This is a genomic window from Kibdelosporangium aridum (assembly GCF_900176515.1).
GTDB lineage: Bacteria > Actinomycetota > Actinomycetes > Mycobacteriales > Pseudonocardiaceae > Kibdelosporangium > Kibdelosporangium aridum.
Genome location: NZ_FWXV01000009.1, coordinates 134641 through 160387, shown reverse-complemented (window position 1 = coordinate 160387; position 25747 = coordinate 134641). Strand labels below are relative to the sequence as shown.

25 protein-coding genes are annotated in these 25747 nt (G+C 66.5%); 15 read left to right on the top strand and 10 right to left on the bottom strand.

The window, feature by feature from the left end:
• Window positions 1-755: 755 nt before the first annotated feature.
• The 3 genes from B9C43_RS38950 (at window position 756) to B9C43_RS38940 (ending at window position 4647) form a co-directional block, all read left to right on the top strand.
• Entirely contained in the window at window positions 756-1100 is a 345-nt protein-coding gene (locus B9C43_RS38950) for a DUF1801 domain-containing protein (protein WP_200825896.1), read from the top strand.
• A 107-nt stretch (window positions 1101-1207) separates the two neighbouring features.
• A complete protein-coding gene (locus tag B9C43_RS38945; RefSeq protein ID WP_143446901.1) occupies window positions 1208-1861 on the top strand; it encodes a hypothetical protein in 654 nt (217 codons plus the stop codon).
• Between the two features lie 152 nt (window positions 1862-2013).
• Window positions 2014-4647 carry a glycoside hydrolase family 2 protein gene (locus tag B9C43_RS38940; RefSeq protein ID WP_084432240.1) on the top strand — a complete coding sequence of 878 codons (2634 nt, stop codon included), beginning with the start codon at window positions 2014-2016 and terminating at the stop codon, window positions 4645-4647.
• A 170-nt stretch (window positions 4648-4817) separates the two neighbouring features.
• Here B9C43_RS38940 and B9C43_RS38935 read toward each other — a convergent pair whose 3' ends face one another.
• Window positions 4818-5483 (bottom strand): helix-turn-helix transcriptional regulator, encoded by a 666-nt coding sequence (locus B9C43_RS38935; RefSeq protein ID WP_033388779.1) that lies wholly within the window; start codon window positions 5481-5483, stop codon window positions 4818-4820.
• Between the two features lie 114 nt (window positions 5484-5597).
• Here B9C43_RS38935 and folE point away from each other — a divergent pair, with 114 nt between their 5' ends.
• Window positions 5598-6197 (top strand): GTP cyclohydrolase I FolE, encoded by a 600-nt coding sequence (gene folE, locus B9C43_RS38930; protein ID WP_084432237.1) that lies wholly within the window; start codon window positions 5598-5600, stop codon window positions 6195-6197.
• Window positions 6198-6209: 12 nt separating this feature from the next.
• Complete coding sequence (locus tag B9C43_RS38925; protein WP_143446900.1) at window positions 6210-7400, top strand: NAD(P)/FAD-dependent oxidoreductase; 1191 nt, start codon at window positions 6210-6212, stop codon at window positions 7398-7400.
• A 77-nt stretch (window positions 7401-7477) separates the two neighbouring features.
• Here the strand turns inward: B9C43_RS38925 and B9C43_RS38920 are convergent, their stop codons facing one another.
• Window positions 7478-8470 carry a 1-aminocyclopropane-1-carboxylate deaminase gene (locus tag B9C43_RS38920; RefSeq protein WP_084432231.1) on the bottom strand — a complete coding sequence of 331 codons (993 nt, stop codon included), beginning with the start codon at window positions 8468-8470 and terminating at the stop codon, window positions 7478-7480.
• Window positions 8471-8759: 289 nt separating this feature from the next.
• Entirely contained in the window at window positions 8760-9410 is a 651-nt protein-coding gene (locus B9C43_RS38915; RefSeq protein WP_084432228.1) for a GntR family transcriptional regulator, read from the bottom strand.
• A 75-nt stretch (window positions 9411-9485) separates the two neighbouring features.
• Between B9C43_RS38915 and B9C43_RS38910 the strand changes: the two genes are divergently transcribed.
• Window positions 9486-9989 carry a winged helix-turn-helix domain-containing protein gene (locus B9C43_RS38910; protein ID WP_084432224.1) on the top strand — a complete coding sequence of 168 codons (504 nt, stop codon included), beginning with the start codon at window positions 9486-9488 and terminating at the stop codon, window positions 9987-9989.
• Entirely contained in the window at window positions 9971-10483 is a 513-nt protein-coding gene (gene def, locus B9C43_RS38905; protein ID WP_033388783.1) for a peptide deformylase, read from the top strand. Before B9C43_RS38910 ends, def begins: the two co-directional genes overlap by 19 nt.
• A 423-nt stretch (window positions 10484-10906) precedes the next feature.
• Here def and B9C43_RS38900 read toward each other — a convergent pair whose 3' ends face one another.
• From B9C43_RS38900 to B9C43_RS57025, 4 genes are all read right to left on the bottom strand, one after another.
• Window positions 10907-12118, bottom strand: a complete 1212-nt coding sequence (locus tag B9C43_RS38900) for a CynX/NimT family MFS transporter (RefSeq protein WP_084432221.1) — start codon at window positions 12116-12118, stop codon at window positions 10907-10909.
• Window positions 12119-12220: 102 nt separating this feature from the next.
• Window positions 12221-12946 carry a VOC family protein gene (locus B9C43_RS38895; protein ID WP_084432218.1) on the bottom strand — a complete coding sequence of 242 codons (726 nt, stop codon included), beginning with the start codon at window positions 12944-12946 and terminating at the stop codon, window positions 12221-12223.
• Between the two features lie 146 nt (window positions 12947-13092).
• Entirely contained in the window at window positions 13093-13872 is a 780-nt protein-coding gene (locus B9C43_RS38890; protein ID WP_160097011.1) for a maleylpyruvate isomerase family mycothiol-dependent enzyme, read from the bottom strand.
• Window positions 13869-14291 (bottom strand): SAV_6107 family HEPN domain-containing protein, encoded by a 423-nt coding sequence (locus B9C43_RS57025; RefSeq protein ID WP_033388786.1) that lies wholly within the window; start codon window positions 14289-14291, stop codon window positions 13869-13871. Before B9C43_RS57025 ends, B9C43_RS38890 begins: the two co-directional genes overlap by 4 nt.
• Window positions 14292-14488: 197 nt before the next feature.
• Between B9C43_RS57025 and B9C43_RS38885 the strand changes: the two genes are divergently transcribed.
• A complete protein-coding gene (locus tag B9C43_RS38885) occupies window positions 14489-15004 on the top strand; it encodes a YbaK/EbsC family protein (RefSeq protein ID WP_084432215.1) in 516 nt (171 codons plus the stop codon).
• Between the two features lies 1 nt (window position 15005).
• The gene (locus B9C43_RS38880; RefSeq protein WP_033388788.1) at window positions 15006-15578 is read left to right on the top strand and encodes a GNAT family N-acetyltransferase; all 573 of its coding nucleotides are present in this window, start codon (window positions 15006-15008) and stop codon (window positions 15576-15578) included.
• 47 nt (window positions 15579-15625) lie between these two features.
• Here B9C43_RS38880 and B9C43_RS38875 read toward each other — a convergent pair whose 3' ends face one another.
• The gene (locus B9C43_RS38875; protein ID WP_160097009.1) at window positions 15626-16378 is read right to left on the bottom strand and encodes a hypothetical protein; all 753 of its coding nucleotides are present in this window, start codon (window positions 16376-16378) and stop codon (window positions 15626-15628) included.
• A 232-nt stretch (window positions 16379-16610) separates the two neighbouring features.
• On the opposite strand from B9C43_RS38875, the gene B9C43_RS38870 reads away from it, so the two are divergent.
• Both B9C43_RS38870 and B9C43_RS38865 read left to right on the top strand, forming a co-directional pair.
• The gene (locus tag B9C43_RS38870; RefSeq protein ID WP_084432212.1) at window positions 16611-17606 is read left to right on the top strand and encodes an aldo/keto reductase; all 996 of its coding nucleotides are present in this window, start codon (window positions 16611-16613) and stop codon (window positions 17604-17606) included.
• Complete coding sequence (locus B9C43_RS38865) at window positions 17606-18217, top strand: TetR/AcrR family transcriptional regulator (RefSeq protein WP_051897092.1); 612 nt, start codon at window positions 17606-17608, stop codon at window positions 18215-18217. The genes B9C43_RS38870 and B9C43_RS38865 overlap by 1 nt, the downstream gene beginning before the upstream one ends.
• Here B9C43_RS38865 and B9C43_RS38860 read toward each other — a convergent pair.
• Entirely contained in the window at window positions 18176-19837 is a 1662-nt protein-coding gene (locus tag B9C43_RS38860; protein WP_084432209.1) for a DUF885 domain-containing protein, read from the bottom strand. The two genes, B9C43_RS38865 and B9C43_RS38860, sit on opposite strands and share 42 nt — an antisense overlap.
• Window positions 19838-19962: 125 nt before the next feature.
• Between B9C43_RS38860 and B9C43_RS38855 the strand changes: the two genes are divergently transcribed.
• A complete protein-coding gene (locus B9C43_RS38855; RefSeq protein WP_033390259.1) occupies window positions 19963-20610 on the top strand; it encodes an LppM family (lipo)protein in 648 nt (215 codons plus the stop codon).
• A 183-nt stretch (window positions 20611-20793) separates the two neighbouring features.
• Here B9C43_RS38855 and B9C43_RS38850 read toward each other — a convergent pair whose 3' ends face one another.
• Entirely contained in the window at window positions 20794-21681 is an 888-nt protein-coding gene (locus B9C43_RS38850) for a methylenetetrahydrofolate reductase (protein ID WP_033390258.1), read from the bottom strand.
• Window positions 21682-21758: 77 nt separating this feature from the next.
• On the opposite strand from B9C43_RS38850, the gene B9C43_RS38845 reads away from it, so the two are divergent.
• From B9C43_RS38845 to B9C43_RS38835, 3 genes are all read left to right on the top strand, one after another.
• Window positions 21759-22820, top strand: a complete 1062-nt coding sequence (locus tag B9C43_RS38845; RefSeq protein WP_084432203.1) for a polyprenyl synthetase family protein — start codon at window positions 21759-21761, stop codon at window positions 22818-22820.
• Window positions 22817-24283 carry a phytoene desaturase family protein gene (gene crtI, locus B9C43_RS38840; RefSeq protein WP_084432200.1) on the top strand — a complete coding sequence of 489 codons (1467 nt, stop codon included), beginning with the start codon at window positions 22817-22819 and terminating at the stop codon, window positions 24281-24283. The genes B9C43_RS38845 and crtI overlap by 4 nt, the downstream gene beginning before the upstream one ends.
• Window positions 24284-24346: 63 nt before the next feature.
• Window positions 24347-25717, top strand: a complete 1371-nt coding sequence (locus B9C43_RS38835) for a hypothetical protein (protein WP_084432197.1) — start codon at window positions 24347-24349, stop codon at window positions 25715-25717.
• The last annotated feature ends 30 nt before the right edge of the window (window positions 25718-25747 follow it).

Below are 25747 nucleotides of genomic sequence, written 5' to 3'. Positions count from 1 at the left end.
CTTGCCTCCGCGCCCGCGCACTCCACATCCCTTCGCACCTCCATACCGCCCCAATCCCATTTCGCCCACACCTCTCCAACACACCTCCCATTCCACTTCGCCCGCACTTCTCCGCAACACCCACCGCGACGCCGCCCTCAAACGCCTCGCCCACACCTCACCTCCGCCTCCACAACACCAACTTCCACACCGGCCCCAAACACCTCGCCCACGCTCACTTCCGCACACCCGCCCCAACGCCTCCACCTCCGCACCCGACCTCCACATCGCTTTCTCGCCCACATCCCTCACCACGCAACGCTGACTTCCGCGCCGCCTGCTCGAAACAGGCCCGTCCCGCGCCTATCTCAACGGCGCTCACATCTCGCTCTCATTCCTACAAACACCAACTTCCACGCCACATCCACACGCCTCTACCCGGCTCGCAACCTCGCCGCCTCTCCCCATACCTCGCCGAGACTCCCGGCAACACCGACGTCCGCGCCTAAGGCCTCCGCCTGCCGAACCTCCACCCCTTCCCTCCGCAATGCTGACTTTCGCACCAGGTTCCAAGACCTTTTGCTCTGTCGTTGGTTCCGAATTGTCACTAGCCAGTCCTCAAGGCCATGGCCACCCGCACCTGCGCGCTGGTCAGGGCCGTCAGCGCTTCGCCAACGACTGTTGAGGCATGGTTCCAGGCAGGTCCACGTTGGGGCGTTCGCACTCACCGTTCGTTTTTCCCATTGCGGATGTCGCGTGGGCGGTACGTTGCAGGCATGGACGATGCCGTCGCGCCGGAGGTCAGGGCGCTGCTCGACAAGGGTGGGCCGCTGACGATTGAGCTGCATGAGCTCTTGCTTGAGGTGTTTCCGGATGCGGTGCTCACCGCTGACAGCGAGAACATCGGGTACGGCACCACTACCGGCTACAAAGGACTGAAGTTCACCGTCGCCCCTTTTACTGGTTATGTGCGGTTGGGGATCGCGGGTGGGGCGAGCTTGCCGGATCCGGCGAAGCTCATGCAGGGCACTGGGAAGGTGCACCGGCACATCAAGATCCGGTCTGTCGAGGAGCTCGCTGCTCCCGCGTTGCGGGATCTGCTCGTCGCCGCGCTGCGCTAGAAATGCCGGAAAAAACACCGACACCATAATCCGGGGTAAGCCCTTCGGGTGACTAGCGCGGTGCGTTGCAACTTGCATGTTGCCGATCACGGATAGGGTCAGTCGCCGTGAAGCGGCGAGCTGCTATCAATCGGACAATTGTTGTCGTCGATGTGGAGGGCTTTGGCGATTACACCAGGATCAGGCCGAGTCAGCTCATTGTCCGCGAGACGATGTACCGGGCGGTCCGCAAAGGTTTGCGCGCCGCCGGTGTGCACTGGTTCAGATGCCACCACGTCGACCGGGGCGATGGTGTCTTCATCCTCGCGCCCACTTTGACCGACAAGGTGCGATTGGTCGAGGCTCTGCCCGCGGCGCTGGCCAAGGCGCTGCGCAGACATAACTCCCGGCATCCGCCGGAGGAACGGATCCGGCTGCGGCTGGCCATGCACGCGGGCGAGATCGCGCGTGACGAACACGGTGTCACCGGCAATTCGATCAATCTGACTTTCCGGCTGGCGGACGCCCCGGAGCTGAAAAAAGCGTTTCGTGAGTCACCTGGCGTGCTCGCTGTCATCACATCCGAGTGGTTCTACGACGAAGTCGTCCGGCACAGTTCCGTCGCCGACTCTTATCGGCGCGTCCCCGTCAACGTCAAGGAGACTTCCACATCCGGGTGGATGCACCTATTGAATTCGCCGGATGAGAGCGGGCATGTCGCCCGGAGAATTCGGCTACGGCAACGCGTGCTTACCTGGTCCTCGCTTACTCGCCGACCGTAACCCAGCTGACGGCCAGAGCATCGAGGCCGCTGGCGGCTCGACGGACCCACCCTCGCAGGCGCTTCGCGCAGCGGCAGGTTGCGCGCTGACCATTGACTTCGTAAAGAAAGTTCCCTATTAATAGGCGGTCCCTGGCGCCGAGGAGGCCCCGCATGTCCTCGTTACGGGTGCGTGTCGCCCTTGTCCTGGCCGTCCTATTGACCTTCTCGCTGGCACAGCCCAGCACCGCGGCCCCGGCCGACCTGGTCACCACGCTGTCGGAGGCCGAGTCCGGCAACACCGCGATCTCCGGCTGGCAGATCCAGTCGTCCGCACAGGTATCCGCGACCGGTGAGGAGATCTCCCAGTCGCGCTACGACGGTTCCCGGTGGTACCGGGTCGGCCCACGATCGACCGTGCTGGCCGGCTTGGTGCAAAACGGGCGCTATCCCAACTTGTTCCACGGCACGAACATGCGCGACAACGTCAATCGCGCCGACTTCCAGGTGCCGTGGTGGTACCGCACCGAGTTCCATGTGCGGGACCGCTCCCCCAACACCGTCCTGAAAATTCCGGGCGTGACCTCGCGGGGCGAGGTGTTCCTCAACGGCACCAAGCTCGGTGATGTCGTCGGCACGTACAACGCCCGCGACTTCGACATCAGCTCGCTGGTCAAGCCCGGCCGCAACGCCCTTGCGATCAAGGTCGCGCCCGCGGACCCGCAGAAGCACTTCACCATCAGCTGGATCGACTGGGCACAGCCGGCCCCCGACAACAACATGGGCTTGTTCCGTGACGTCGAGATCGCTCGTGGCGGAGCCGTCTCCCTGGTCGGGGCGTACGTGCACACCAAGCTCGCGCTGCCCGGCTTCGAAACCGCCGAACTGAAGGCGTTCGCCGAAGTCCGCAATAACACCGCCGCTCCGCAAACGGTTGCTCTTCAGGGAGAAGTCGCGTCGCGACGGCTGAACCAGGTGGTTCAGCTGAACGCGGGCGAGACGCGAACCGTGGCCTTCGCACCCGAGACTCTGCGCAACCCGCGGGTGTGGTGGCCGTACCAGTACGGCGAGCAGCCGCTCTACCGATTGGATCTGACCGCTCGGGTGAACGGGCGCACTTCCGACCGCACCGGTACGACGTTCGGTATCCGTGACGTCGTGTCGAACCTCAATGCCAAGGGTGACCGGCAGTTCATCGTCAACGGCAAGCAAATCCAGATCCGCGGTGGTGGCTGGGCCTCCGACCTGTTGCTGCGCACGCAACCGGACCGCCTTGGCGCCCAGCTGCGCTACACGCGTGACATGGGCCTGAACGCCATTCGCCTGGAAGGCAAGCTGGAAACACCGGAGTTCTACGAGTTGGCCGACCGCTTGGGCATCATGCTGCTGCCCGGCTGGGAATGCTGTGACAAGTGGGAGCCGTGGACCGGCTGGGGCGGCGAAGCCTGGACGCCGGAGGACTACCCGATCGCGCAGGGTTCGCTCAACGCCCAGGCCCGCTTCCTGCGCAACCACCCGAGCGTGATCGCGTTCCTGATCGGCAGCGACATCTCACCGCCGGAAGACGTGCAGCGGATGTACCTGGGTGAGTTCGAAAAGGTCGGCTGGCCGAACCCGGTGCTGCCCGCGGCTTCGCTCAATGGTGGCCCGCAGCCGCCGCTCGGGCCGTCCGGCAGCAAGATGGAAGGCCCATACGACTGGGTTCCGCCGGTGTACTGGTACGGCGACAAGCTCGGTGCGGCCTTCGGGTTCGCCGGCGAGCTCAGCGCCGGGCATTCGATCCCTGCGCTGGACACAGTGAAGGGCATGCTGAACGCGACCGAACAAGAGCAACTCTGGCGTGAGCCCGCGACACCGCAATTCCACACCGGTCGCGGCAACGAACCGTTCAACAATCTCCGCCTGTTCAGCACCGCGTTGGCAGAGCGGTATGGCACGCCGACGAGTCTCGCCGATTACGTCGACAAGGCGCAGCTAGCGAACTACGAGCAGGTCCGTGCCCAGTTCGAGGCGAACGCACGACGGATGACCGCGGAGCGCCCCGCCACCGGGTTCATCTACTGGATGCTCAACAACGCGTGGCCGTCGCTGAACTGGCACCTGTACAGCTACGACCTCAACCCGGCCGGCGCCTACTTCGGTGCGAAGAAGGCGAACGAGTCGATCCACATCCAGTACTCCTACGACGATCGCTCGGTGGTCATCGTCGGCCAGTCGCCGAAGAAGGCCGACAAGCTGACCGCACTGGCCGAGGTCTACACGATCGACGGAAAGCTGGTGCACAGCCAGACCAAGAGCGGGATCTCGGTCTCGCTGCCGGGTGTGGCCGAGGTGTTCACGCTGCCCGAGCCGCAGAACCTGTCGTCGACGTACTTCGTCCGGTTGAAGCTGACCGACGCGCAGGGCAAGGACATCAGCAAGAACACCTATTGGCTGTCGTCGAAGCCGGACGTGCCGGACTGGGACAACAGCCAGTGGTACTACACGCCGGTCAGCCAGTTCGCGGATTTGAAGGGCCTGGCGACGCTGCCCAAGGCGTCGGTCGACGTGCGTGCTCGCAGCCACGGTGACAAGACCACGGTGACCGTTCGCAACACGTCCACGACGATCATTCCGGCGGTGCAGCTGACGCTGCGCAAGGCGGACGGTTCGCAGCTGCTGCCGGTGACGTGGTCGGACAACTATGTGGCGCTGTGGCCGGGTGAGTCGATCACCGTGCAGGCGTCGCACGAACCCACCCGGCGACCGACCGTCGATGTCGGTGGCATCAACGTGGCATCGCAGAAGTTGGCCGCCGCCGAGGAATGACGGCCAAGTAGTACACCTTCGTGTGGGGTGCGCCGGGTGACTGGCGCACCCCACACCTTTGGGTAGAGGTGTCTACATGGGCTGATGGATGACAGGGAAGGCAGCGGTGGCGCATGCGATGGTCATCCCGGAAGCACCCGTGCTTGCTGAGTGCCTGAAATCTGCGGCGCTCAATCTCCACGCAGGCGTACGCAGCACTCTCCTGGCGCCGGTTCCAGGACCGCACGGACCGAAGGAGCTTCCAATCCGTCCAGCAACCCGTTCAGGAACGCTTGGTTGATCGCGCAGACGAGGTCAGGCGCCTTGGCAGCGAGCGGGTGGAACGGGCAGTTACGCAGCCGCAGGCAGGTCGGACCTTCCCTGGCTGGTTCGAAGCCGTAGCGCGTCAGCACGCCCTCGGCCACGGTCAGCGCACGCTCGGCGCCCAGACGGCCAAGTTTTGCCTTGTCCCGCTCGTTCGTGCCGAGGTTTTCGCCGCGCTGAGCAGCCGCTTTGACAGCTTCGTCGCTCACGTCCTTGGCCACGACCGCATCCAGCAGGATTTCGGCCAGCACGTCATGCTGTCGTTGTGGGATGGCTACCCGGATGTCCACGTCGGTCGGCTCGTAGACCTTCGGGGCTCGGCCTACCTTCCCCGCGGCCTGGTAGCCGGCCTTCAGCAGACCGGCGTCAACGAGTTTGTCGAGGTGGAAGGCGGCGAGTTTGCGCGAGATCCCCACCGAGGCCGCGGCTTCGTCCCTGGTCACCGGGCGACGCTCGGCTCGGATGAACGTGTACATCCGCCAGCGCAGATCGTCGTCCAGCGCCGCCACGGCTTTGATCTCCGGCGAGCTCACCTCACCATCATATCGGTAACTAATGTGGTCGAAAACAGGTCCTTCCCAGTTCTTGACCTTCTCTCCTCATAAGACCAAGATTTATTGGTGTAACCAGGGTCAAGAGGAGTGAGTATGCGTGCCGGTACCGCCCTGCGGGTCGTCCACGAACCGGACACCGGGGTCGACATAGCCGCAGCCGAGGACGCCGCTGCGGCTTTCCTGCGTGCTCTCGGCGTGTCGACAGACACCGAGAGCCTTCGCGGCACGCCCGGCCGGATGGCGCGTGCTTATGCCGAGCTGTTCAGCCCACGGCCATTCGACCTGACCACGTTCCCCAACGACGAGGGCTACGACGAACTCGTCCTGGCACGTGCCATCCCAGTCCGGTCGGTGTGTGAGCACCACTTGTTGCCGTTCGTCGGGACCGCGCACGTCGGTTACCTGCCGGGCGAGCGCATTCTCGGGCTGTCCAAGCTCGCCAGGATCGTCGAGTATTTCGCCTGCCGCCCGCAGGTGCAGGAACGGCTCACCAAACAGGTCGCCGACTGGCTCAACGACCACCTGAACCCGCGTGGGGTCGGCGTGGTCATCGAAGCGGAGCACACCTGCATGACTCTGCGAGGTGTGCTGGCGAGCGGTTCGACCACAGTCACGTCAACACTGCTGGGCAGCCTGCGTGAGGATGTCCGCTCACGCCAGGAGTTCTTCGCACTCAGCGGCGTCCACATCTGAATCTTTGGAGGAATTCGCGTGACCACCTTCGTCATCGTCGGCGGCGGCCTTGCCGGCGCCAAAGCCGCGGAAGCGCTGCGAGACCAAGGGTTCGACGGCGACATCGTGCTCGTCACCGAGGAGCAGGACCGGCCGTACGAGCGGCCGCCGCTGTCGAAGGACTACTTGCAGGGCAAAGCCGAACGCGACAGCGCGTTCGTGCACGGCCCGAACTGGTACGACGAAAACAACGTGGACCTGCGGCTCGGCGTCGCGGCAACGGCCATTGACCGCGCCGCGCACCAGGTGCGACTGGCCGACGGTTCGTCTGTCGAATACGCGAAACTGCTGCTGGCCACCGGATCCAGTCCACGCCAGTTCCCCGGCGCCGAGGACGCACTGTATCTGCGCAAGATAGGCGACTCCGAGCGGATCAAGTCCGTGATCGCCAACTCGTCACGGCTGATCGTGATCGGCGCGGGATGGATCGGCCTTGAGGTCACCGCCGCGGCACGTGCCGCGGGCGTCGAGGTGACCGTTCTCGAAGCCGCCCCGCAACCTTTGATCACCGCGATCGGTTCCGAGGTGGCCGAGGTGTACGCGGACCTGCACCGCGCCAACGGTGTCGACTTGCGCCTCGGTGTCGAGGTTGACCAGGTGGGCGCCAAGAGCGTCGGCCTGGTGGACGGCACGGTCGTGGACGCTGACGCTGTGCTGGTCGCGATCGGCGCGGCCCCGAACGTGTCGCTGGCCAAGGATGCCGGGCTGGACGTGGACAACGGCGTGCTTGTGGACGCTTCGCTGCGCACATCCGACCCGGACATCTTCGCGGCCGGCGACATCGCCAACGCGGAGAACCCGTTCCTGAGCAAGCGAGTCCGCGTGGAGCACTGGGCGAACGCGCTCAACCAGCCCGCGGTCGCCGCGACCGGGATGCTCGGCGGCTCAGCCACGTACGACGAACTGCCGTACTTCTACACCGACCAGTACGACCTGGGTATGGAGTACATCGGCGACATCGCCGGGTACGACCGCGTGGTGTTCCGCGGCGACAAGCCTGGCCGCGAGTTCATCGCGTTCTGGCTCAAGGACAATCGTGTCCTCGCCGGGATGAACGTGAACATCTGGGACGTGGTCGACCCGATCAAGGCGTTGATCCGCTCCCGCAAGCAGGTCGACCCGGACCGGCTGGCCAACCCGGACATCCCGCTTGAGGAGCAGTGACGGCGCAGGTCGTTGGAGGGCGTCGGGTCGCGTTGGACTTGCGGAGCTGACCCGCCCACTGACTGAGATTCTTCGGTCTAGAACTGCATAGTGCTGTACGCGTTCAGCGCGGGCTGACCGCCGAGGTGCGCGTACAGCACTGTCGAGTCTTTGCCGATCTCACCCGAAGCGACCAGGTCGATCATTCCGGCCATGGATTTCCCTTCGTAGACCGGATCCGTGATCATCGCCTCAGTGCGCGCGGCGAGTTTCATGGCCTCGGTCGTCTGGTCGTCCGGAATGCCGTACGTACCAGCGTGATACCGCTCATCCAGTTCGATGTCACTGTCCGAGATGGACGTTCCGATCAAGTCGGCGGTGTGTTTGGCGATCCGCGTGACCGCGTCACGTGTCTCCCCTGGTTTGGCTGAGGCATCGATGCCGATTACCCTGCGCTCCCCCGCGAACCCGGCGACCATGCCGGCCTGGGTGCTGCCGGTGACCGAACACACCACGATCGTGTCAAAGAAGACACCGAGTTCGGTTTCCTGGCGGCGCACTTCTTCCGCCCATCCAGCGAAACCGAGGCCGCCAAGTGGGTGGTCCGATGCGCCTGCCGGGATCGAGTACGGCTTGCCGCCGCTCGCACGAACGTCCTCGATCGCCTTCTGCCACGATTCCCTGATACCGATGCTGAATCCGGACGGGTCCAGCCGGACGTCGGCGCCCATCAACCGGCTCAGCTGGATGTTGCCGGTCGTCGCGTAGCCAGGGTCCTCCCAATCCACCCACTTTTCCTGCACCAGAACGCATTTCAGGCCGGCACGGGCCGCGGCCGCGGCGACTTGCCTGGTGTGGTTGGACTGCACGCCGCCGATGGACACGAGCGTGTCACAGCCGGTCGCGATCGCGTCGGCGACAAGATATTCAAGCTTTCGGGTTTTGTTGCCGCCGAAGGCAAGCGGGGAGTTGCAGTCCTCCCGCTTGGCCCACAGCCGAGCTCCGCCCAGATGTGTGGTGAGGCGTTCGAGCGGATGAATCGGGGACGGCCCGAACAGCAACGGGTAACGGGCGAAGTTCTCGAGGGACATGGTTTTCTCTCCAACAGAATGACTACTTGGCTTGCGGTGTCAGTGCTTCATCTCATGGCTTGGCGCCGAACGTTCGCTCAGGTCAGTGTGGTGGCGTCGCAGACCGTGCTGGTGGGGGAAATCTCCGCCGCGTGTGGCGTCGGACTGCGGTGGTGGTGCAGCACCACACCACCAGGGCCGCGACGTCATGACTTCTTCTCACGACTTGGTACCGAACGTCCCAGCCGCATATGGGATCGGACCGCGGTGAACCTGCGGCCACAACACCACCCGTGCCTGAGCCGCGATGTCATGGCTTCTTCTCCATCAACACGGCCAATGTCGCCCAGTTGCGTTCGGCGAGGTCGGCCGCTTCCTCTGCGTTGCCCGCCTCGCATGTGGCGATGATCCGCTCGTGCATCGGCGCTGAATCACGGCCGAGCGGCGAGCCCAGGTACAAGTAGATGGCGCGGTGCAGCAACGGTGTGTACCGGCGGATCGTGGCCGCGATCGCACGGTTCTCGCTGGCTTGCACCAGAATGTCGTGGAACGCGTCGTCGCATGCGATCGCGTCCTCCAAGGCGCTGGCATCGACTGCCACCGCGAACTTCATGTTCGCCGCGCGCATGGCGTCGAGGTGTCGCTGGGTGAGTTTGGGAACAGCGAGCCGCGTGGCCAATCCGTGCATTGATTGCACGACCGCGTGGGCGTCCCGGACTGCGGCCGAGTCCAGCCGCGTGACCCGGGTGTAGCTGTGCGGTTTGGTTTCGATCAAGCCTTCGTCGGTCAACCGGGCCAGCGCTTCGCGGACCGGCGTGCGGGACAGGCCCATCCGCTCGGCCAGTTCGACGTCTTTGACCGACGTCCCCGGGGCCAGTTCGCCCGCGACGATCGCGCGCCGGATGGCCGTGAGCGCCTGTTCGCTGAGCAGCGCCCGATCCAGCCGACCAATATATTGCATTTCATCACCCTAACAGCCCAGGTCAAGCCCGTACCTAGCTGGCTTTGCAACTTTGCAAAGAGTAGACTTTGCAAAGTGCCTCCCCCGGACCATCCGATCCGCACCGCGTTGCTCGCGCTGCTACAGGAACGGGACACCGTGACCTCGACCCAGGCCGCGCAGGCGCTGGGTTTCAGCTCCGGGTTGTGCTCGTTCCACCTGCGTCAGCTCGCGCGGTACGGCTACGTCGAAGAAGCCGACGCGACCGACGGGCGTGTCCGGCCTTGGCGGCTCGCCCGCCAACCGGACGAAGGACCCGACCTCGGCCTGCTGGCCAGAGAGCTGGAGGACGAGGGTTACCAGCGTTGGCTGCACAACAAGAACAGCGCTCCGGCCGAATGGTCGATCGACGACGCCTTCAGCTCGGTGATATTTCTCGAACCGTCTGAACTGGCCGAAGTCGGTGCGCAGATCCGGGCGGTGCTCGCCCGGTACGCCACCCGCGACCCCAGTCCGGCTGCCCGACCCGTTGCCGCAGTAGCCCGGTTGTTCCCCTTGCTTCCCGTCGAACAGGAGACGACATGGCCGTCCGAGAGCTGAGGTACCTTGGCGACCCGGTCCTCACCACACCTGCCGATCCAGTCACCCACTTCGACCGCAAGCTTCAGGCGCTCATCGACGATCTGATGGACACGGTGCTGCTGCCTGGGCGCGCCGGGCTCGCCGCGCCGCAGATCGGCGTCGGGCTGCGGGTGTTCAGCTACAACGTCGGTGGATTGCACGGATACGTGGTCAACCCGCAGATCGTCGAACTGTCCGAGGAGGTGCAGGAAGGGCCGGAAGGGTGTTTGTCCGTGCCTGAACTGTGGTTTCCGACGCGGCGCGCCGCGCAGGCGACCGTGAAGGGCGTCGACGCCAAGAACAAGCCGATTTCGGTGACCGGGACCAAGGAACTGGCCCGGTGCTTGCAGCACGAGACCGATCACCTCGACGGCAAGCTCTACCTGGACCGGCTGGAGGCGGACGTGCGCAAGGAAGCCATGCGCAAAGCCAGGGAATCCCAATGGTTCTGGCGAGGCGACAACGGACAATAGAGGCGGGGAACCTGCGATTCCAGGAATCGATCGGCAGCACGACGGGTCGGTTTGGGGTGTGGCCGACGCAGGACTGGCGAGCGACGCGGTCCGGCCGGAAACTGGGCGAGGTACCGGGCGCTGAAAGGACATGGTCGACCTGAAACAGCCGCCAGCGGCCTACCCGGTCCGCGATCCGGCCCCAGCGGCACAGCCAATGTCAGGTAAACAGCAGCCGTCCCCAATGGCAGCATCGTGAAATCCTCGGCAGTGAGCACAACCGCACAGCCGATGGATGTGTGTGCGAGGGCGATCTCCAGGACTCGCCCAAGGGCGGGACACCCCCGGCGGTGCGCGCCGCAGCGATGGCCAAAGCCCTGTTGCCGACGGCGATCTGCGGACACGGCAGGGCGCTTCATGCGAAGGACCAGCCGCCGTCTGTCTTTAGTGGACCGTCAGATTTCGGCCTGCGCCCAGGCCCATGGCCGCCTGCACGGAGACTGCGACCATCAGGACGATCAGCGGCAGTGACCAACTGTGGGTCCAGTCGTGCAGGGCTCCAAAAAGGACTGGGCCGGTGGTGGCGAAGAGGTAGCCGATCGACTGCGCCATTCCGGAAAGTGCCGCTGCGCCGTAGGAGTCCGCGGCTCGCAGTGTGAAGAAGAGCAACGCGAGTACGAAGCAGATGCCGCTGGCGAGGCCGACGATGATCGCCCAGAGCACGGCGAATTCCGGTGCGATGAGCATGCCTACGTAACCAGCGAGACTGAGCAGCGAACCGCCCGTCGCCAGTAGGCGTTGATCACGCATCTTGTTGGCTACCAACGGGATCGCTGCGCTCATGGTGACGCCCAGGACCTGCAGGAGCAGCAACAGCCAGCCGCTGTTCTCCTCGCTGATCCCGTTGTCGTTCATGATCGCCGGGAACCAGGACAGCACGATGTAGAAACCGAAGGACTGCAGGCCCATGTAAGCCGTGACCTGCCAGGCCAACGCCGAGCGCCACGGCGTGCGCGTGGTGGAGACCCTCTCCATCACGGGCCGTGCCTGGCGGCCCAATGCCTGTGGCGCCCAGATCGCGAACGCGATCAGTGCGAGCCCGGCCAGCGAACCCAATGCCGTGCGCCAACCACCTGGCAGCACACCAGCCAAGGGCACCGCGAGCCCGGACACGACTGCTCCGACGACGCCCATTGTCACCGAGTAGAGACTCGTCATCGGTGCGACGCGGTCGGGGAAGTCCCGCTTGAGCAGCGCAGGCAGCAGCACGTTGCCCACCGCGATGGACAAGCCCAGCAGGATCGTGCCCAGCCAGAGCATGCCGCTCAGCGGCACCGAGCGCAGCACGATGCCGACGGCCAGTGCCAGCAACGCGCACCAGGTCAGCCGCTCCATGCCGACCCGGCGAGCGAGCCGCGGCACCTGCGGGGAGAACACCGCGAAGGTCAGCAGCGGCAGCGCGCTGAGCAATCCCGCCTGCCCGGCACTGAGTCCTTCGGATCGCCTGATCGTCTCCAGCAGCGGGCCCACCGAGGTCAGCGCACCTCGGAGATTGGCCGCCACCAGGAGAATCCCGGCGATGAGCAGTACTCGTCGCGCGGTGGTCACCCGGGTGTCCGCCGCCCGATCGCTGATCGTGCTCGCGCCCGCGCTCATGTCACCGCCCAACTGGTCTTCAACCCCCGCCGACGGATCATCCTACGTATCTGTCGACGATCGGCCAATGACGCGTTGTGAGCAGTTTCTCGGCTACTTGGTCTAACCCGGCGTCAGGACACAGACCTCATTGCCCTCTGGATCAGCCATCACCTCCCACGGCACGTCTACCTGGCCAATGTCGATCGACTTGGCACCCGCCGCGCGCAGCCTTGCCACTTCGGCCTGCTGGTCGTCATCGGCGGCTGGCCGGACATCAAGGTGGAGCCGGTTTTGGACGGTCTTCGGCTGGTAACCGCCAAGAAACTCCAACCAGGGCCCTCGGCCGTTGGGCGGACGCAGCCCCACAGCACTGCCGGTCTCGACCTTGCGTTCGAAACCGGTCGCCTCGACCCAGAACTTCGCCAGACGGTCGGCGTCCACCGCCTGGACGACGATCGCCGCGAGCGGGCCCGAGTCGTGGTACATCTCACGCGGCTCGAGGACACAGAACTCGTTGCCCTCGGGGTCCGCCATGACTTCCCACGGAACGTTGCCCTGCCCGACGTCGATCGGCTTCGCGCCGAGGTCCCTGGCCCGCTCGATGATCTCGGCCTGATCAGCGGGGCTGGCGCTGGCCAGGTCGAGATGCACCCGGTTGCGGGTGGTCTTGAGCTCGTCGACGCGATCGAATACGAGATCCAGTTCCCAGCCTTGGGACTGCGGCGCTCGGACGTCGATCTCGCCGTGTTCGGCCACGACAGGCCACCCCGTCAGCCGCGACCAGAAGTCAGCGAGCGCTTCCGGGTTCGCGGCGGCGAAGATGACGTTCACCAGTCTGGTAGCCATGGGCGCAAGCTAGCAGCCGCTACCGACATTTTCAGGTTGATGTTGCGGGACAAGGAAAGTCTGCGCGGCAGGGCGCTGGCTGCGGACTGGTCAGCGCAGCGCCCTCCCGCTCCGGATGGTCGCCGCGCGGGGTGGCGACCGTCGTCTCAGCGGGTTGCTACCCGCAGCAGGGCCCACATCTGGTTGATCGCGTCGATGTCTCCTTCCCTGTGCACCGCTATCTCTGGCATTCGCCCCCAGAGATAGCGGTAGACGTTCGACGGTGGGCCGGTGATCTCGGCGTCGATGCGGCTCCGGTCGGTTCTGTCGATGTCCGTGCCCGGGACGCGCCATGCGCCGAGGCCGCCCGTCGTCACGCGGACCAGCCACGCTTTCTCGCCGGTCCGGACGGCGACTGTGCCGTCCCTTGTGCCGACGACTCCCTGGACTGTCAGGCGATGGCCGAGCCAGAGGGTGAGGATCTCGTCGACGCCGTCGACAGCGATGTCGTCGGCGATCTCGCCGATTTCCAGGTCCATCGCCGCCTGCACGTCCACCCGGTGGATCACGGTTTCATGCGTCATCCGGCGCCGCCAGAAGCCGTACGTCGAATCCGCTGCCCACCAGGTGGAGCACGGCTCCGACGGTTCGTGCCGGGACAGTTCGTCGACCAGTTCACGTACTCCGCTGATCACGTAGTCCCGCAACGATTGGAACGGACCCGGCTCACGCTGCCAGGTCTCCGGGGAGTCCCCGGTCCTGATCCACTCCAGCGCCACCCGGTACCCGCTGCCCACGTGCCTGGCCGTTTCCCCGACGGTCAGGCCCGGACAGTTCGGGATCCTCAGCTCCTCTCTCGCCCCGTCCACCGTCTCGGCCAGCACCGTGGCCTCGATCTCCAGGACGTCCAGCAGCCTTGTCTGATCGATCAGCGCCTTTCCGTTCACCCCGGGACAACCCGGGCGATCAAACCGATGAACTGACCTGCCTGCCTGACCAGGTCGTCCGCCGAGCGGGCACTGACCAGCCGGACACGGCCGGCCTGTACCGCGGCCCTGGTGGACGAGCACGCCGCGAAGAAGGCGGCCCACTCGCGCAGTTCGGGCGCGACGGACGACAACAACGTCCACGCACTGGTGGGGCGGGCGCGGCCCCGGTGCGGACGGCCGCGGTGCGCGAGCATCGCGGCGGCCGCTCGTAACGCGGACAGATACGCCTGAGCGAACCGCTCGGCGGGTTCGGTCTCCGCCTCCGCTGCCGCGATGCCACATTCGGCCTGGCGAAGCAGCGCGGACGGTGTTCCCGATGCCCATGAGCGACTGCCTCGACGCGAGGGGGAGCTTGGGAAGTCGACTGTGGTTGACATCTGGCCTCCTCACGCCTCGAAACGGCCAGGGCGGCCGCATCGAACCCACCGTGGGGAAGCCGGTGGACCCGGTGGCGAGGCGCTTCCCCCGCCCCACCACCGGGCAGCCGTGTTCGATTTCGAACACGTGTTCGAGTCTACCTGGGTGCCGCCAACCGCTCAAGCTGCTCAAACCGAGGTCATGGTGTGATTAGCGGGTGACATCCACCGACCATCCAGCCGTCGCCAAGTTCACCGCGGCCCTGCTAGAGGCCGGGCTGACCGACTCGGCGGCCGGCATCCGGATCCTTGACGACGAGGTGCGCACCGCGGCGGCCGCCGCGAACGCGCTGGGCATCGAGGTCGGCGCGATCGCCAACAGCCTCATCTTCCGCGCGACGTACGGGGGCAAGGTCGAGCCGCTGCTCGTGCTCACATCCGGTGCGCACCGCGCGGACACGAAGCGGGTCGCGGCCATCGTCGGCGCGGACCGGATCGACAAGGCAGACCCGGTATTCGTCAAGGAGAGCACCGGTCAGGCCATCGGCGGGGTCGCGCCTTCTGGCCACCCGCAACGAATCCGCACACTGGTGGACAACCATTTGGCCACGTACGCGGTGGTCTGGGCGGCCGCTGGGCACCCTAAATCCGTGTACCCCACTACGTTCGAACAGCTGGTCGCCCTCACCGGGGGGACGGCTGCGGACGTTCGAAGCGTGGAGGATGATTCCTGACGTGACCGCGGTGCCATCGCACAAGAGCCAGCTCGTCGAGCTGTCGGCCGACGCGTTGCGGTCGCGGCTCTACGAGGCATTAGGCCTGTACGTCACGGCCATGGGCTACCCCAAGGGAACCGCCGAGCAAAGGGCGCCGATGTGGTTGGCGCACATGCTGCGAGAGGGGTGGCGCTGCGTCGCGGCGTTGGACCAGAACGACGAGCTGACCGGGATCTGTTACGGCTACCGGGGAGCACCCGGCCAGTGGTGGCATGAACAAGTCCGGCGCGGGGTGGTCGAACTGGCGGGCCCCGGCGTCGCGGACGACTGGATGCGTGACTACTTCGAGCTGACCGAGCTGCACGTGCGGCCGGACAGCCAAGGCAGGGGCACCGGCGAGCGCCTGCTGCGAATGCTGCTGGAGGGCGTTCCCAACGACCGGGTGCTGCTGTCCACCCCCGAAGGCCGCACCAGGGCTTGGAGCCTGTACCGCCGCGTCGGGTTCGTCGACGTGCTGCGCAACTACCGGTTCGCCGGTGATCCACGGCCGTTCGCCGTACTGGGACGTCAGCTGCCGATGTCATCCTCGTGAGTGGCCGGTCCTAGACCAGCCACTCACGAGGGGATTCTGCCGCTCACTTAAGGCAATGGCGCTGGCGGAGCCGGCGGCTCCGGGGCAGGCGGTGCCGGTGGCGCCGGCGGGGCAGGCGGTGCCGGTGGCGCCGGCGGGGCAGGCGGTTCCGGAGCCGGTGGCGCGGGCGGAGCCGGAGGTGCCGGAGGCGCCGGTGGTGCGGGCGGAGCCGGTGGAGCCGGAGGCGCAGGTGGCGCTGCCGCACCAGGAACAGCCAGTGCGACAGGCAGGCACTTGGCAGTGTTGATCGCGGTGACGGCCGTGCCCAGCTTGGTGACCGCGGCGGTCGTAGCGGCGGCGTCCGGTGGCGTCTTGAGTGTGGCGCTGACCCCGCCCAGCACTGCACTCAGCAAGTCGACCGTCGGAGCGAGGCACGCGTCCGCAGCCTTGGGCGCGGGCGGAGCCGGTGGCGCGGGAGGCGCGGGCGGAGCCGGAGGCGCAGGTGGCGCGGGAGGTGCCGGGGGTGCGGGCGGAGCCGGTGGTGTCGCCGTCGACGAGGGCAACGACGGCAGACAACCAGCTTCCTGCGCACCCGTGACCGCGCTGTAGACGTCACCCAGCGCACTCTGCAGCTTGGCCGGGTCGGCGGCAGCCGCGTCCACTGCCTTCATGGCGGCGGTCAATGTCTTGACCGCTGGCGTGTCGGCCGTGCATTCGACCCGGACCTGGTCGGCCCGGTTCGGGACCGCGGCGCTCGGGAGCGCCACCGCGGCCAGGCCCAGTGCTGCCAACGACAGCACTACGGGCAATCGTTTGGACATCGGATTCTCCTTGTGGTTTTTCCCCGGCGAAGATCCGGGCGAGGCCGATGGTAAGCACCGTCACACCACCTTTGACCTGCTAAAACGTCGTATTTCACCGGTTAGGGTGGCCCGAGTGGCGTTACGCACGGGAAGTGGTTAGATACCGTTCGCAACCAGTCAACTGACAAATATTGAAATCTGTCATCGCAATGTGCATACTTGATCCACCATCACAGCTAGGAGGAATCCCGTGCGAAACCGTCGACTTGGCAAGACCGGCCCCGAGGTGTCCGAGCTGGGACTCGGCGCGATGGGAATGTCCGATATGTACGGTCCGGCCGACGAGACCGAGAGCATCGCCACGATCCACGCCGCGCTCGACGCCGGCGTCACCCTGATCGACACCGGCGACTTCTACGGCATGGGCCACAACGAGATGCTCATCGGCCGCGCCTTGCAGGACCGCAACCGCGACGACGTGGCGATCAGCGTGAAGTTCGGCGCGCAGCGCTCTCCCGCCGGTCAGTGGCTCGGCTACGACGCCAGCCCGAACGCGGTGAAGACGGCGCTGACCTACTCCCTGCGTCGCCTGCGCACCGAGTACATCGACATCTACCGGCCCGCCAGGCTGGACCCGAACGTCCCGATCGAGGACACGGTCGGCGCGATCGCCGAAATGGTCCAGGCAGGCTACGTCCGCCACATCGGCCTGTCCGAGGTCGGCGCGGACACCATCCGCCGGGCGAACGCGGTGCACCCGATCGCCGACCTGCAGATCGAATACTCGCTGATCAGCCGCGGTATCGAGGAGAACATCCTGCCGACGCTGCGGGAACTCGGCATCGGCGTGACCGCTTACGGCGTGCTTTCCCGCGGCCTGCTGTCCGGGCACTGGTCGCAGGACAGGGCGAACACCGCGACCGACTTCCGTGCGCACAGCCCGCGGTTCCAAGGCGAGAACCTCGCGCACAACCTGACGCTGGTCGAGGCGTTGCGCCAGATCGCTGACCGCAAGTCGGTGTCTGTCGCTCAGATCGCGATCGCCTGGGTACTGTCACGGGGTGAAGACATCGTGCCGTTGGTCGGTGCCCGCAGGCGGGACCGGCTCGCCGAGTCGATCGGTGCGCTGGACGTCGACCTGTCGAAGGAAGATCTCGACGTGATCGAGCAGACCGTGCCGTCCGACGCGGCCGCGGGTGACCGGTACGCACCCGCTCAGATGCAGACGCTGGACAGCGAACGCTGATGGCCGAAACGCTCACCGCGGAACAGATCCTCGAAGCGGCGCAGGAAGTCCTGCGCCGCTTCGGCCCGAGCAAGGCGACCGTCGTGGACGTCGCCCGCGCACTCGGCGTCAGCCACGGCAGCGTCTACCGGCACTTCCCGAGCAAGGCCGCGCTCAGGGAAGCCGTGACACGCCAATGGCTGCACCGCAACCACGCGCCGGTCGCCCAAGCGGCCAAGGCCGATCTGCCCGCTCCCGACAAGCTGCGCAACTGGTTGTCGACGCTGTTCGACACCAAGCGGCACAAGGTGTTGGACGACCCTGAGCTGTTCGCGACGTTCTCCGCACTGGTGAAGGAGAACAGCACAGTGGTCGCCGACCACATCGCCGAACTGACCGCCGAGATCGCCGGGATCCTGCGGGACGGCGTCCAAGCGGGCGAGTTCGCGCCGATCGAGGACGTCGAGAACACCGCTCGTGCCGTTTTCGACGCCACAAGCCGGTTCCACGATCCTGGCTACTCGGGTGACTGGGCGCAGGACGGCATCGGCAAGGCGTTCGATGCCGTCTGCTCCCTTGTCCTCGCCGGGCTAACCACGCAGGCTGGCCGCGAGGTTGTCCAGTCCCATTGAGCCGAGGCGCAGCGCACGCATGTGGAAATCCTTGATGTCAAAGGCTTCCCCGTCGCGGCGACGCGCCTCGTCACGCAGCTGCAGCCAGTAGCGTTCGCCGAGCTTGTACGACGGCGCCTGCCCTGGCCAGCCGAGGTACCGGTCGATCTCGTCACGTACGACATCGGCGTCGGTGAGCGTGCGGGTCAGCATGAACTCAAGACCCAGCTCCGGAGTCCACCGCTCGCCGTCGTGGAACCCGCTGCCTGCCGGGATTTCCAGCTCAAGGTGCATGCCGATGTCGATGATCACCCGCGCCGCCCGGAACAGGTGCGCGTCCAGCATGCCCATCAGGTCACCGTCGTCGGTGAGGTAGCCGAGGTCCTGCATGAGCCGCTCGGCGTACAGCGCCCAGCCCTCGCCGTGCCCGGAAACCCAGCCGAAGAGCCGCTGGTAGCGGTTGAGCGACTCGGCCTGGTACACGCCGGTCGCGATCTGCAGGTGATGCCCCGGCACACCCTCGTGGTACACAGTGGACACTTCGCGCCACGTGCTGAAGTCGTCGCGGCCGCTCGGCAGCGACCACCACATCGCGCCCGCGCGGGAGAAATCGTCGCTCGGCCCGGTGTAGTACGCGCCCGCGCCACCGCCGTCCGGTGCGATCTTGCAGTCCAGTCGCATCAACGGATCCGGGATGTCGAAATGCACCCCCCGCAACGCGCTCAACGCGTTGTCGGACAGCCGTTGCATCCACTGTTCGAATTCGGCGCGCCCTTCGATCCGGTAACGCGCATCAGCGTTGAGCACCGCGGCGGCTTCGGAAAGCGATGCGCCCGCCTTGATCCGCTCGGCGACCGCGATCATTTCCTTTTCCACGCGGAAGAACTCGGTCCAGCCCCAGTCGTACGCCTCGCGCAGATCAAGTTCCGCACCGAGGAAGTACCGCGACCACAGCTTGTAGACGTCTTCGCCGACGGCGTCCTTCTTCGGCGCCCGGTCGGCGATTTGCCGCAGGAAGCGCCCGAGGTCCGCATACGCTTCGGAAGCCCGCTGTGCCGCGCCCTCGAGTTCGGCCGACGACTGCGGCGCGTTCTGGATGAACGTCTTGAAGAACGACTCTCCCTTGCCGCCAGACCAGGTCTCACACTGCTCGGCGACTTTCGTCACCTGGCGCAGGGCGGCCAGCTGGTTGCGGTTCGCCGCGTCGGTCAGGCTCGCCTTGATCCCGTCGACGGCCGCGGGCACCTTGGCCAGCAAGGCGTGGATGTCCGCCCAGTGCTCCGCGGTCTGCGCGGGCAACAGGTCGAAGACCGCCCGGACGTTCTGCGCCGGGCTGGAGATCACGTTGATGTTGCCGATATCCAGACCGGCCTCGGCCAGCTCGAGTTCGAGCCCGATGCGTTCCAGGAAATGCGCCTTTGCCGCTTTCTCGGTCTCGTCAGCGGGTTCTAGCGCCTGGATCTCGCGAACGGCACGGGAAGCCAGTTCGGTGCGCTGCCGGTGACCGTCAGGGGAGAAATCGGTCATCTCCGACTCATAGCCGGTCAGTCCGGCATATGTGGCGGTGATCGGGTCAAGGGTGGCGTACTCGTCCACGAACCGCTCACTCGCTCCGTGGACCCCCGCAGTGTGATTGGCCATATCCGGGACGTTACCCGGTGTGGTTATGCGATGAACCCGCCGGATTTCGCAAAGGACTGGACACCCCTGGCATAGTGACCGGCGTGCACCAGGCTCCCCACCGTTCAGCCCGCCGGTGGGCTGTTGTGCCACTCCTGCTTGTGCTGGCGTTCGCGCTCAGCGGCTGCGTGCGGGTGCGCGCGGCGATGGCGGTCGACGCCAACGACTTGATCTCCGGCACTTTGGAGATCGCCACTGTCCAGGTCAAACCCGAGGAGATCGGCCCGGCGCTGACCATTCCGGCCGAGCTGTCCAGCCAGGTCACGATGGAGCCGTACAAGGCCGAGGGCTACGTGGGCCAGACAGTCCGGTTCACCCAGCTCAGCTTCGACCAGCTGCGCACACTCACCGAGTCGATCAGCTCGTTGACCAGCCGGTACCGGCTGAACTTCCGCCGGTCGGGCGACATCGTCTCGCTCGCCGGGGTGGCTGATCTGACCCAGCTGCGGCCGGACGGGACCGACGTCCAGCTCAAGATCGCGTTCCCTGGTCCGATCGGCCGCACCAACGGCATCCTGGAGATGGACAACAACATCTCGTGGAAGCTCAGCCCCGGCCGGATCACCGACATCAGCGCGACTTCCCAGTACAACGCGGAATCCGGGATGTCGTGGACGCGATGGGTGCTGTTGGTCGGCGCGGGCGCGGTCGGGACTGCGCTGATCGTGCTGGCTTTAGCCCTGTTCACGCACCGCCGCAGCCGCCGCAAAGAGCAGATGTCGGAGTACGTCTAGCCAGGCCGGCCACCCGTCCCGCGCAGGGGTTCCGGGATCCTCCGCGTGACAGAAGGCGCGGAATCCAGTGGGTCCGGCTGGGTTCGGTCAGCGTCGAGAACCCTGTGGACAACCGGATTCGCGAACGGACCGTTGGCTCGAGCTAGTTGTCCACAGCAGGGCTGAAGGCCTTGTGCTGCTGACTCACGCCGTGCGGCTGGGCACCAGGTCGAGCCTGCCGAGCACCTCTTTGGTCGCCTTCGCCCGGTTGAACGTGTAGAAGTGCAGCACGTCCACACCTTCGGCCAGCAGCTGCTGGCACATCTCGGTGACCACGTCGATGCCTTCGGAGCGGAACGCCTTCGGGTCGTCCACCAACGGCTCGAGCCGGGACGCGATCTGCGGTGGCACGGGCGCGCCGGACAGTTCGACGACCTTGCTGAGCATCTTCGGCGTCGTGAGAGGCATCACACCGGGCAGGATCGGGGCGTCACTGCCCCGGGCCGCGACCCGGTCACGCAGCCTGAGGAAGTCCTCGGCCGAGTAGCAGAGCTGGCCGACCGCGAACTGGGCGCCCGCGCGGAACTTCTGCACGAGCCGGTCCGCGTCGGTCTCAATGTCTGAGCAGCGGGGATGTCCGTACGGGAACGCGGCCACGCCGACGCAGAAGTCGCCGAGCTCACAGACCAGCCGGACAAGGTCTTCCGCGTAGCTGAGGCCTTGCGGGTGCTTGACCCACTCCCCCATCGGGTTGCCGGGCGGGTCGCCACGCAGCGCGAGGACGTTGTGCACGCCAACAGCCGCGTACCAGCCAATGACGTTGCGCAGCTCGGCGACGGAGTGGTCGACGGCCGTCAGGTGCGCCATCGGCACCAGCGTCGTCTCTCTGGCTACACGGCCGGTCGTACGGATCGTGCGGTCACGCCGGGATCCGCCCGCGCCGTAGGTCACCGACACGAAGGCCGGGTCCAGGCCTTCGAGTTCACGGATCGATCGCCAGAGGATCTGCTCGTCGGCGTCGTCTCGGGGCGGCATGAACTCGACGGAGAACGTTGCTCTGCCGACATTGATGCGCTCCAGCACGGACGTCATACCTCAAGCCTATCGGGACTTCCGACCCCGCCGCGTCGGCCAACTGAGCAGGGGGTCACGATGGAGGTGTGCATCCGATGACCATCGACGAGTCCGTCCGAGCCCACGTCGAGCGGACCTTGACCGAGTACCTGTCGGCCAAGCAGTCCACTATGGCCAGCCTCACCCAGGAGCTGGCGGACGCACTCGACGCGCTGGTCGAATTCATCCTGCGGGGCGGCAAACGCATCCGTCCGACGTTCGCGTGGTGGGGCTGGCGTGGCGCGGGCGGCGAGCCGGACGCTCCGGCTGTGCTGCGTGCGATCAGCGGCCTGGAACTGATCCAGGCGTGTGCGCTCGTGCACGACGACCTGATGGACGCTTCCGCGGTCCGCCGGGGTTCGCCGACCGTGCATGTGACGTTCGAGCGGCTGCACCGCGAGCGGGGTTGGCTGGGGACCTCGGAGCGGTTCGGCATGGCGGCCGCGATCCTGCTCGGCGACATCGCGCTGGCGTGGGCGGACGACATGTTCTACGGCTCTGGTGTCTCGGCGAATCGTCTGGCTGCGGCCAGTGAGCCGTGGCAGGCGATGCGCTCGGAGATGCTCGCGGGCCAGTACTTGGACATCCTCACGCAGGTGGAGGGCGACGAATCGCCCGAGGCGGCGCTGCGGGTGGCCCGGATGAAGACCGCCGCGTACACAGTGGAGCGGCCACTGCAGATGGGCGCTGCCCTGGCGGGCGCGGATCCCGAGGTGGTGGAGCGGCTGCGGGCGTTCGGCGCGGACATCGGCGTGGCTTTCCAGCTTCGTGACGACCTGCTCGGCGTGTTCGGCGACACCGACGTGACCGGCAAGCCCGCGGGCGACGACCTGCGTGAGGGCAAGCGGACCCTGCTCGTGGCGCTCGGCCTGCAGAAAGCCACGCAGGCAGGCGCGGACGTGCTGCGGCACTGCCTCGGCAACCAGGACCTGACCGGCGACGACGTTGAGCGGGCTCGCGCGGTGCTGCTCGAGTCCGGTGCTGTGGACGCGGTCGAGGCGGAGATCGAGGCGCTCACGTCCACTGCGATGCACGCGCTGCAGGCGGCTGACCTCGCCGAGCCTGCCGGTGACCGGCTTGCCGAGCTCGCGGTGGCCGCGACCAGGAGGAACCACTGAGAACGGTCACCGGCCGGACCGACCATGTCATCGTGGTTGGCGCCGGTCTCGCGGGGTTGTCGTGCGCGTTGCACCTGCTCGGGTCCGGGCATCAGGTCACGGTGCTGGAAACCGGCTCCACGCCTGGCGGGCGCGCGGGCCGGATGCGGATCGGCGAGTACACGGTGGACTCAGGCGCGAGCGTGCTCACCATGCCCGGGTTGATCGAGGACGCGTTGGCCCAGGTCGGGGCCCCGATGGTGGACTTGATCAAGCTGGATCCGGCGTACCGCGCGCATTTCGCCGACGGCAGCACGATCCACGTGCACTCCGATGCCGCGGCGATGGAGGACGAGATCCGCGGCGTGGCCGGGCCCGCCGAGGCCGTCGGGTACCGCAGGCTGCGGAAATGGCTGACCGAGCTGTACCGGGTCGAGCGGGATTCGTTCATCGGCGCGAACTTCGACTCGCCGCTGGACCTGCTGGGTTCTCAGCTGGCGAGCCTGGTCGCGCTGGGTGGGTTCGGGCGGCTCGGACCAGCGATCTCGAAGTACCTGTCGGACGAGCGGTTGCAGCGGCTTTTCTCGTTCCAGTCGCTGTACGCGGGTGTGCCGCCGCAGCGGGCATTGGCGGCGTACGGCGTGATCGCGTACATGGACACCATTGCGGGCGTGTGGTTTCCGCGCGGTGGTGTGGCTGCGGTCGCCGAGCACATGGCGAAGGCGGCGTCCGACGCGGGCGCGGACGTGCGTTATTCGTGTGGCGCGGCGTGGTTGGAACGCGTCGGTTCTCGCGTGACGGCCGTGCGTACGACTGCCGGTGAGCGGATCTCCTGCGACGCCGTGGTTCTGACGCCGGACTTGCCGATTGCCCGTGGCCTGCTGGGGTTGCCGTCACGCCGCCTGGTGCCGTTGCAGTGGTCGCCCTCCGCCGTGGTGCTGCACGCTGGCGTGAACCGGTCGTGGGAGTCGCTCGGGCATCACACGATCTTCTTCGGTCGCGCCTGGTCCAAGACGTTCGACGAGATCATCAAGCGTGGGCGGCTGATGAGCGATCCGTCACTGCTGGTCACGCGGCCGACCGCGACCGATCCGACCCTCGCGCCGGACGGCCGTGAGGTGGTTCAGGTGCTGGCGCCGTGCCCGAATCTTCGGACTTCCCGCATCGACTGGCCGCGTGTCGGTCCTCGGTACCGCGACGAGCTGATCAAGGTGCTGGAACAGCGCGGGCTGACCGGCTTCGGCTCGTCGATCGAGGTGTCCGAGCTGATCACCCCGGCTGACTGGGAAGCTCAGGGCCTGGGCGCGGGTACGCCGTTCTCGCTGGCGCACTCGTTCCGCCAGACCGGTCCGTTCCGGCCACGCAACCTGGTGCCTGGCGTGGACAACGCCGTGCTTGCGGGCTGTGGCACGACTCCTGGCGTCGGGATTCCACCGGTGGTGATCTCCGGGCGGCTCGCCGCGCAGAGAATCACCGGAAGGTAGCGAATATGTGCCGGACCGTGCCGTCGAGTCGACTTCGGCCAGTAGTCAACTAACGTTGAACGCGTGATACGGCGCGGACTCGGCACCCTGTTGGTGACGGTCCTGCTATGCGCCGGATGCACCGGCGACGAGCCGTCACCCAACGGCCCCGCTCCCGCGCCCAAGCTGGTCGCGGCCGACGCGGTCGCTCAGTCCATTGTGGACCTCAGGAGTGCCGGTGCCGTGCGGTACAACGGTTCGCTGACCGCGCCGGCCGGCGACAACGTCACGATGCAGGTGACCGTGACCAAGGCCGGTGAGGCGACCGGCGAGCTGTCGGTGAACGGGCTGCCCGCGACCGTGCTGGTCGTCGACCACACGCTGTACCTCAAGGCCGGGCTGGATTTCTGGCTGAAGCTGTCCGGTGTCCCCGACTCGACCGCGCCGACGGTCGCCGACCACTGGGTCAAAGCGCCCGGCGTGCTGCTCGGCGTCGACATCGAGCGGATCTTCGACACCGAGACGCTCCCGGGCCTGTTCGGCAAACCCCTCGCCAACCAGACGCCGGACGCCGTCAAACGCACCAAAGTCGCCGGTCAGGACGTCCTGGAGGTGCCGACCGACGCGGGCGTGCTCTACCTGGGCGTGAACCCGCCGTACGGACTGGTCCGGTTCGATCTGACCAAGTCGGGCAAGACGGATCCGACCAAGGTGCGTGACCTGGCGTTCAGCGTTTCGGACGCCACCAGTGACATGGCCGCGCTCTACCGTGACCTCGCGGCCAAGACCGCCGAACTGGAGACCGCGTACGACCCGTTCACCGGGGTCAAGCAGGGCACGCACAAGTTCCAGAACTGCGGCGTGAGCAGCTGCGCCATCGTGGTCGAGCTCACCAACGTGGGCAAACAGGCCGTACGGGTGGCAGTCAAGGCGACGTGGACCGGTGGCGGCAACGTGATCGGTTCGTGCGAGAGCCGAGTCGGCCCCTTGCAGCCCAGCCAGGCAGGCAGCGCGACGTGCACGCTGTCCTCGCCGCAGTGGACGCAGTTCTACCGCCGCGCGCAGTCCGTGCCCGGGCAGCATCCGTATGGCGCCGAATGGACGGCTATGGCGCTTATCACGCCGCCTGATCCAACCGGCCTGCGCACGTTGGCGAGCTCTGCGGAGACTCCAGTGGCCAATCCGCAGGGCAACCAGCACGTCTACGTGATCCGCGACGACGCGGGCAAAGACGACAAGCAGATCTGGAAGTACGGCGTCGCCACTGGCCCTGACTGGCGCAAAATCCCCGATGAGCAGCTGAAATTCTGCACCGCTGGCTGTGTCGTCGACGAGGTCGCGGCCACGGGCGACCCGGCTTCCGCACACGCTTTGGCCCGGCAACTCGTCGACGCATACCGTGGCCGTGTGGGGCAATGCCCGCCTGCCCAGTGGGTCGGGTGCTCGCCGAAATGACCTAGGCTGGCGCCGCGGTGTTTGTCGGGG

Bases quoted from the DNA above. Each gene is read 5' to 3' on its own strand.
- B9C43_RS38950 (WP_200825896.1), top strand. From the start codon at position 756: ATGGACGATGCCGTCGCGCCGGAGGTCAGGGCGCTGCTCGACAAGGGT.
- B9C43_RS38940 (WP_084432240.1), top strand. From the start codon at position 2,014: ATGTCCTCGTTACGGGTGCGTGTCGCCCTTGTCCTGGCCGTCCTATTG.
- folE (WP_084432237.1), top strand. From the start codon at position 5,598: ATGCGTGCCGGTACCGCCCTGCGGGTCGTCCACGAACCGGACACCGGG.
- B9C43_RS38920 (WP_084432231.1), bottom strand. From the start codon at position 8,470: ATGTCCCTCGAGAACTTCGCCCGTTACCCGTTGCTGTTCGGGCCGTCC.
- B9C43_RS38915 (WP_084432228.1), bottom strand. From the start codon at position 9,410: ATGCAATATATTGGTCGGCTGGATCGGGCGCTGCTCAGCGAACAGGCG.
- def (WP_033388783.1), top strand. From the start codon at position 9,971: ATGGCCGTCCGAGAGCTGAGGTACCTTGGCGACCCGGTCCTCACCACA.
- B9C43_RS38900 (WP_084432221.1), bottom strand. From the start codon at position 12,118: ATGAGCGCGGGCGCGAGCACGATCAGCGATCGGGCGGCGGACACCCGG.
- B9C43_RS38895 (WP_084432218.1), bottom strand. From the start codon at position 12,946: ATGGCTACCAGACTGGTGAACGTCATCTTCGCCGCCGCGAACCCGGAA.
- B9C43_RS57025 (WP_033388786.1), bottom strand. From the start codon at position 14,291: ATGTCAACCACAGTCGACTTCCCAAGCTCCCCCTCGCGTCGAGGCAGT.
- B9C43_RS38875 (WP_160097009.1), bottom strand. From the start codon at position 16,378: ATGTCCAAACGATTGCCCGTAGTGCTGTCGTTGGCAGCACTGGGCCTG.
- B9C43_RS38865 (WP_051897092.1), top strand. From the start codon at position 17,606: ATGGCCGAAACGCTCACCGCGGAACAGATCCTCGAAGCGGCGCAGGAA.
- B9C43_RS38860 (WP_084432209.1), bottom strand. From the start codon at position 19,837: ATGGCCAATCACACTGCGGGGGTCCACGGAGCGAGTGAGCGGTTCGTG.
- B9C43_RS38850 (WP_033390258.1), bottom strand. From the start codon at position 21,681: ATGACGTCCGTGCTGGAGCGCATCAATGTCGGCAGAGCAACGTTCTCC.
- B9C43_RS38845 (WP_084432203.1), top strand. From the start codon at position 21,759: ATGACCATCGACGAGTCCGTCCGAGCCCACGTCGAGCGGACCTTGACC.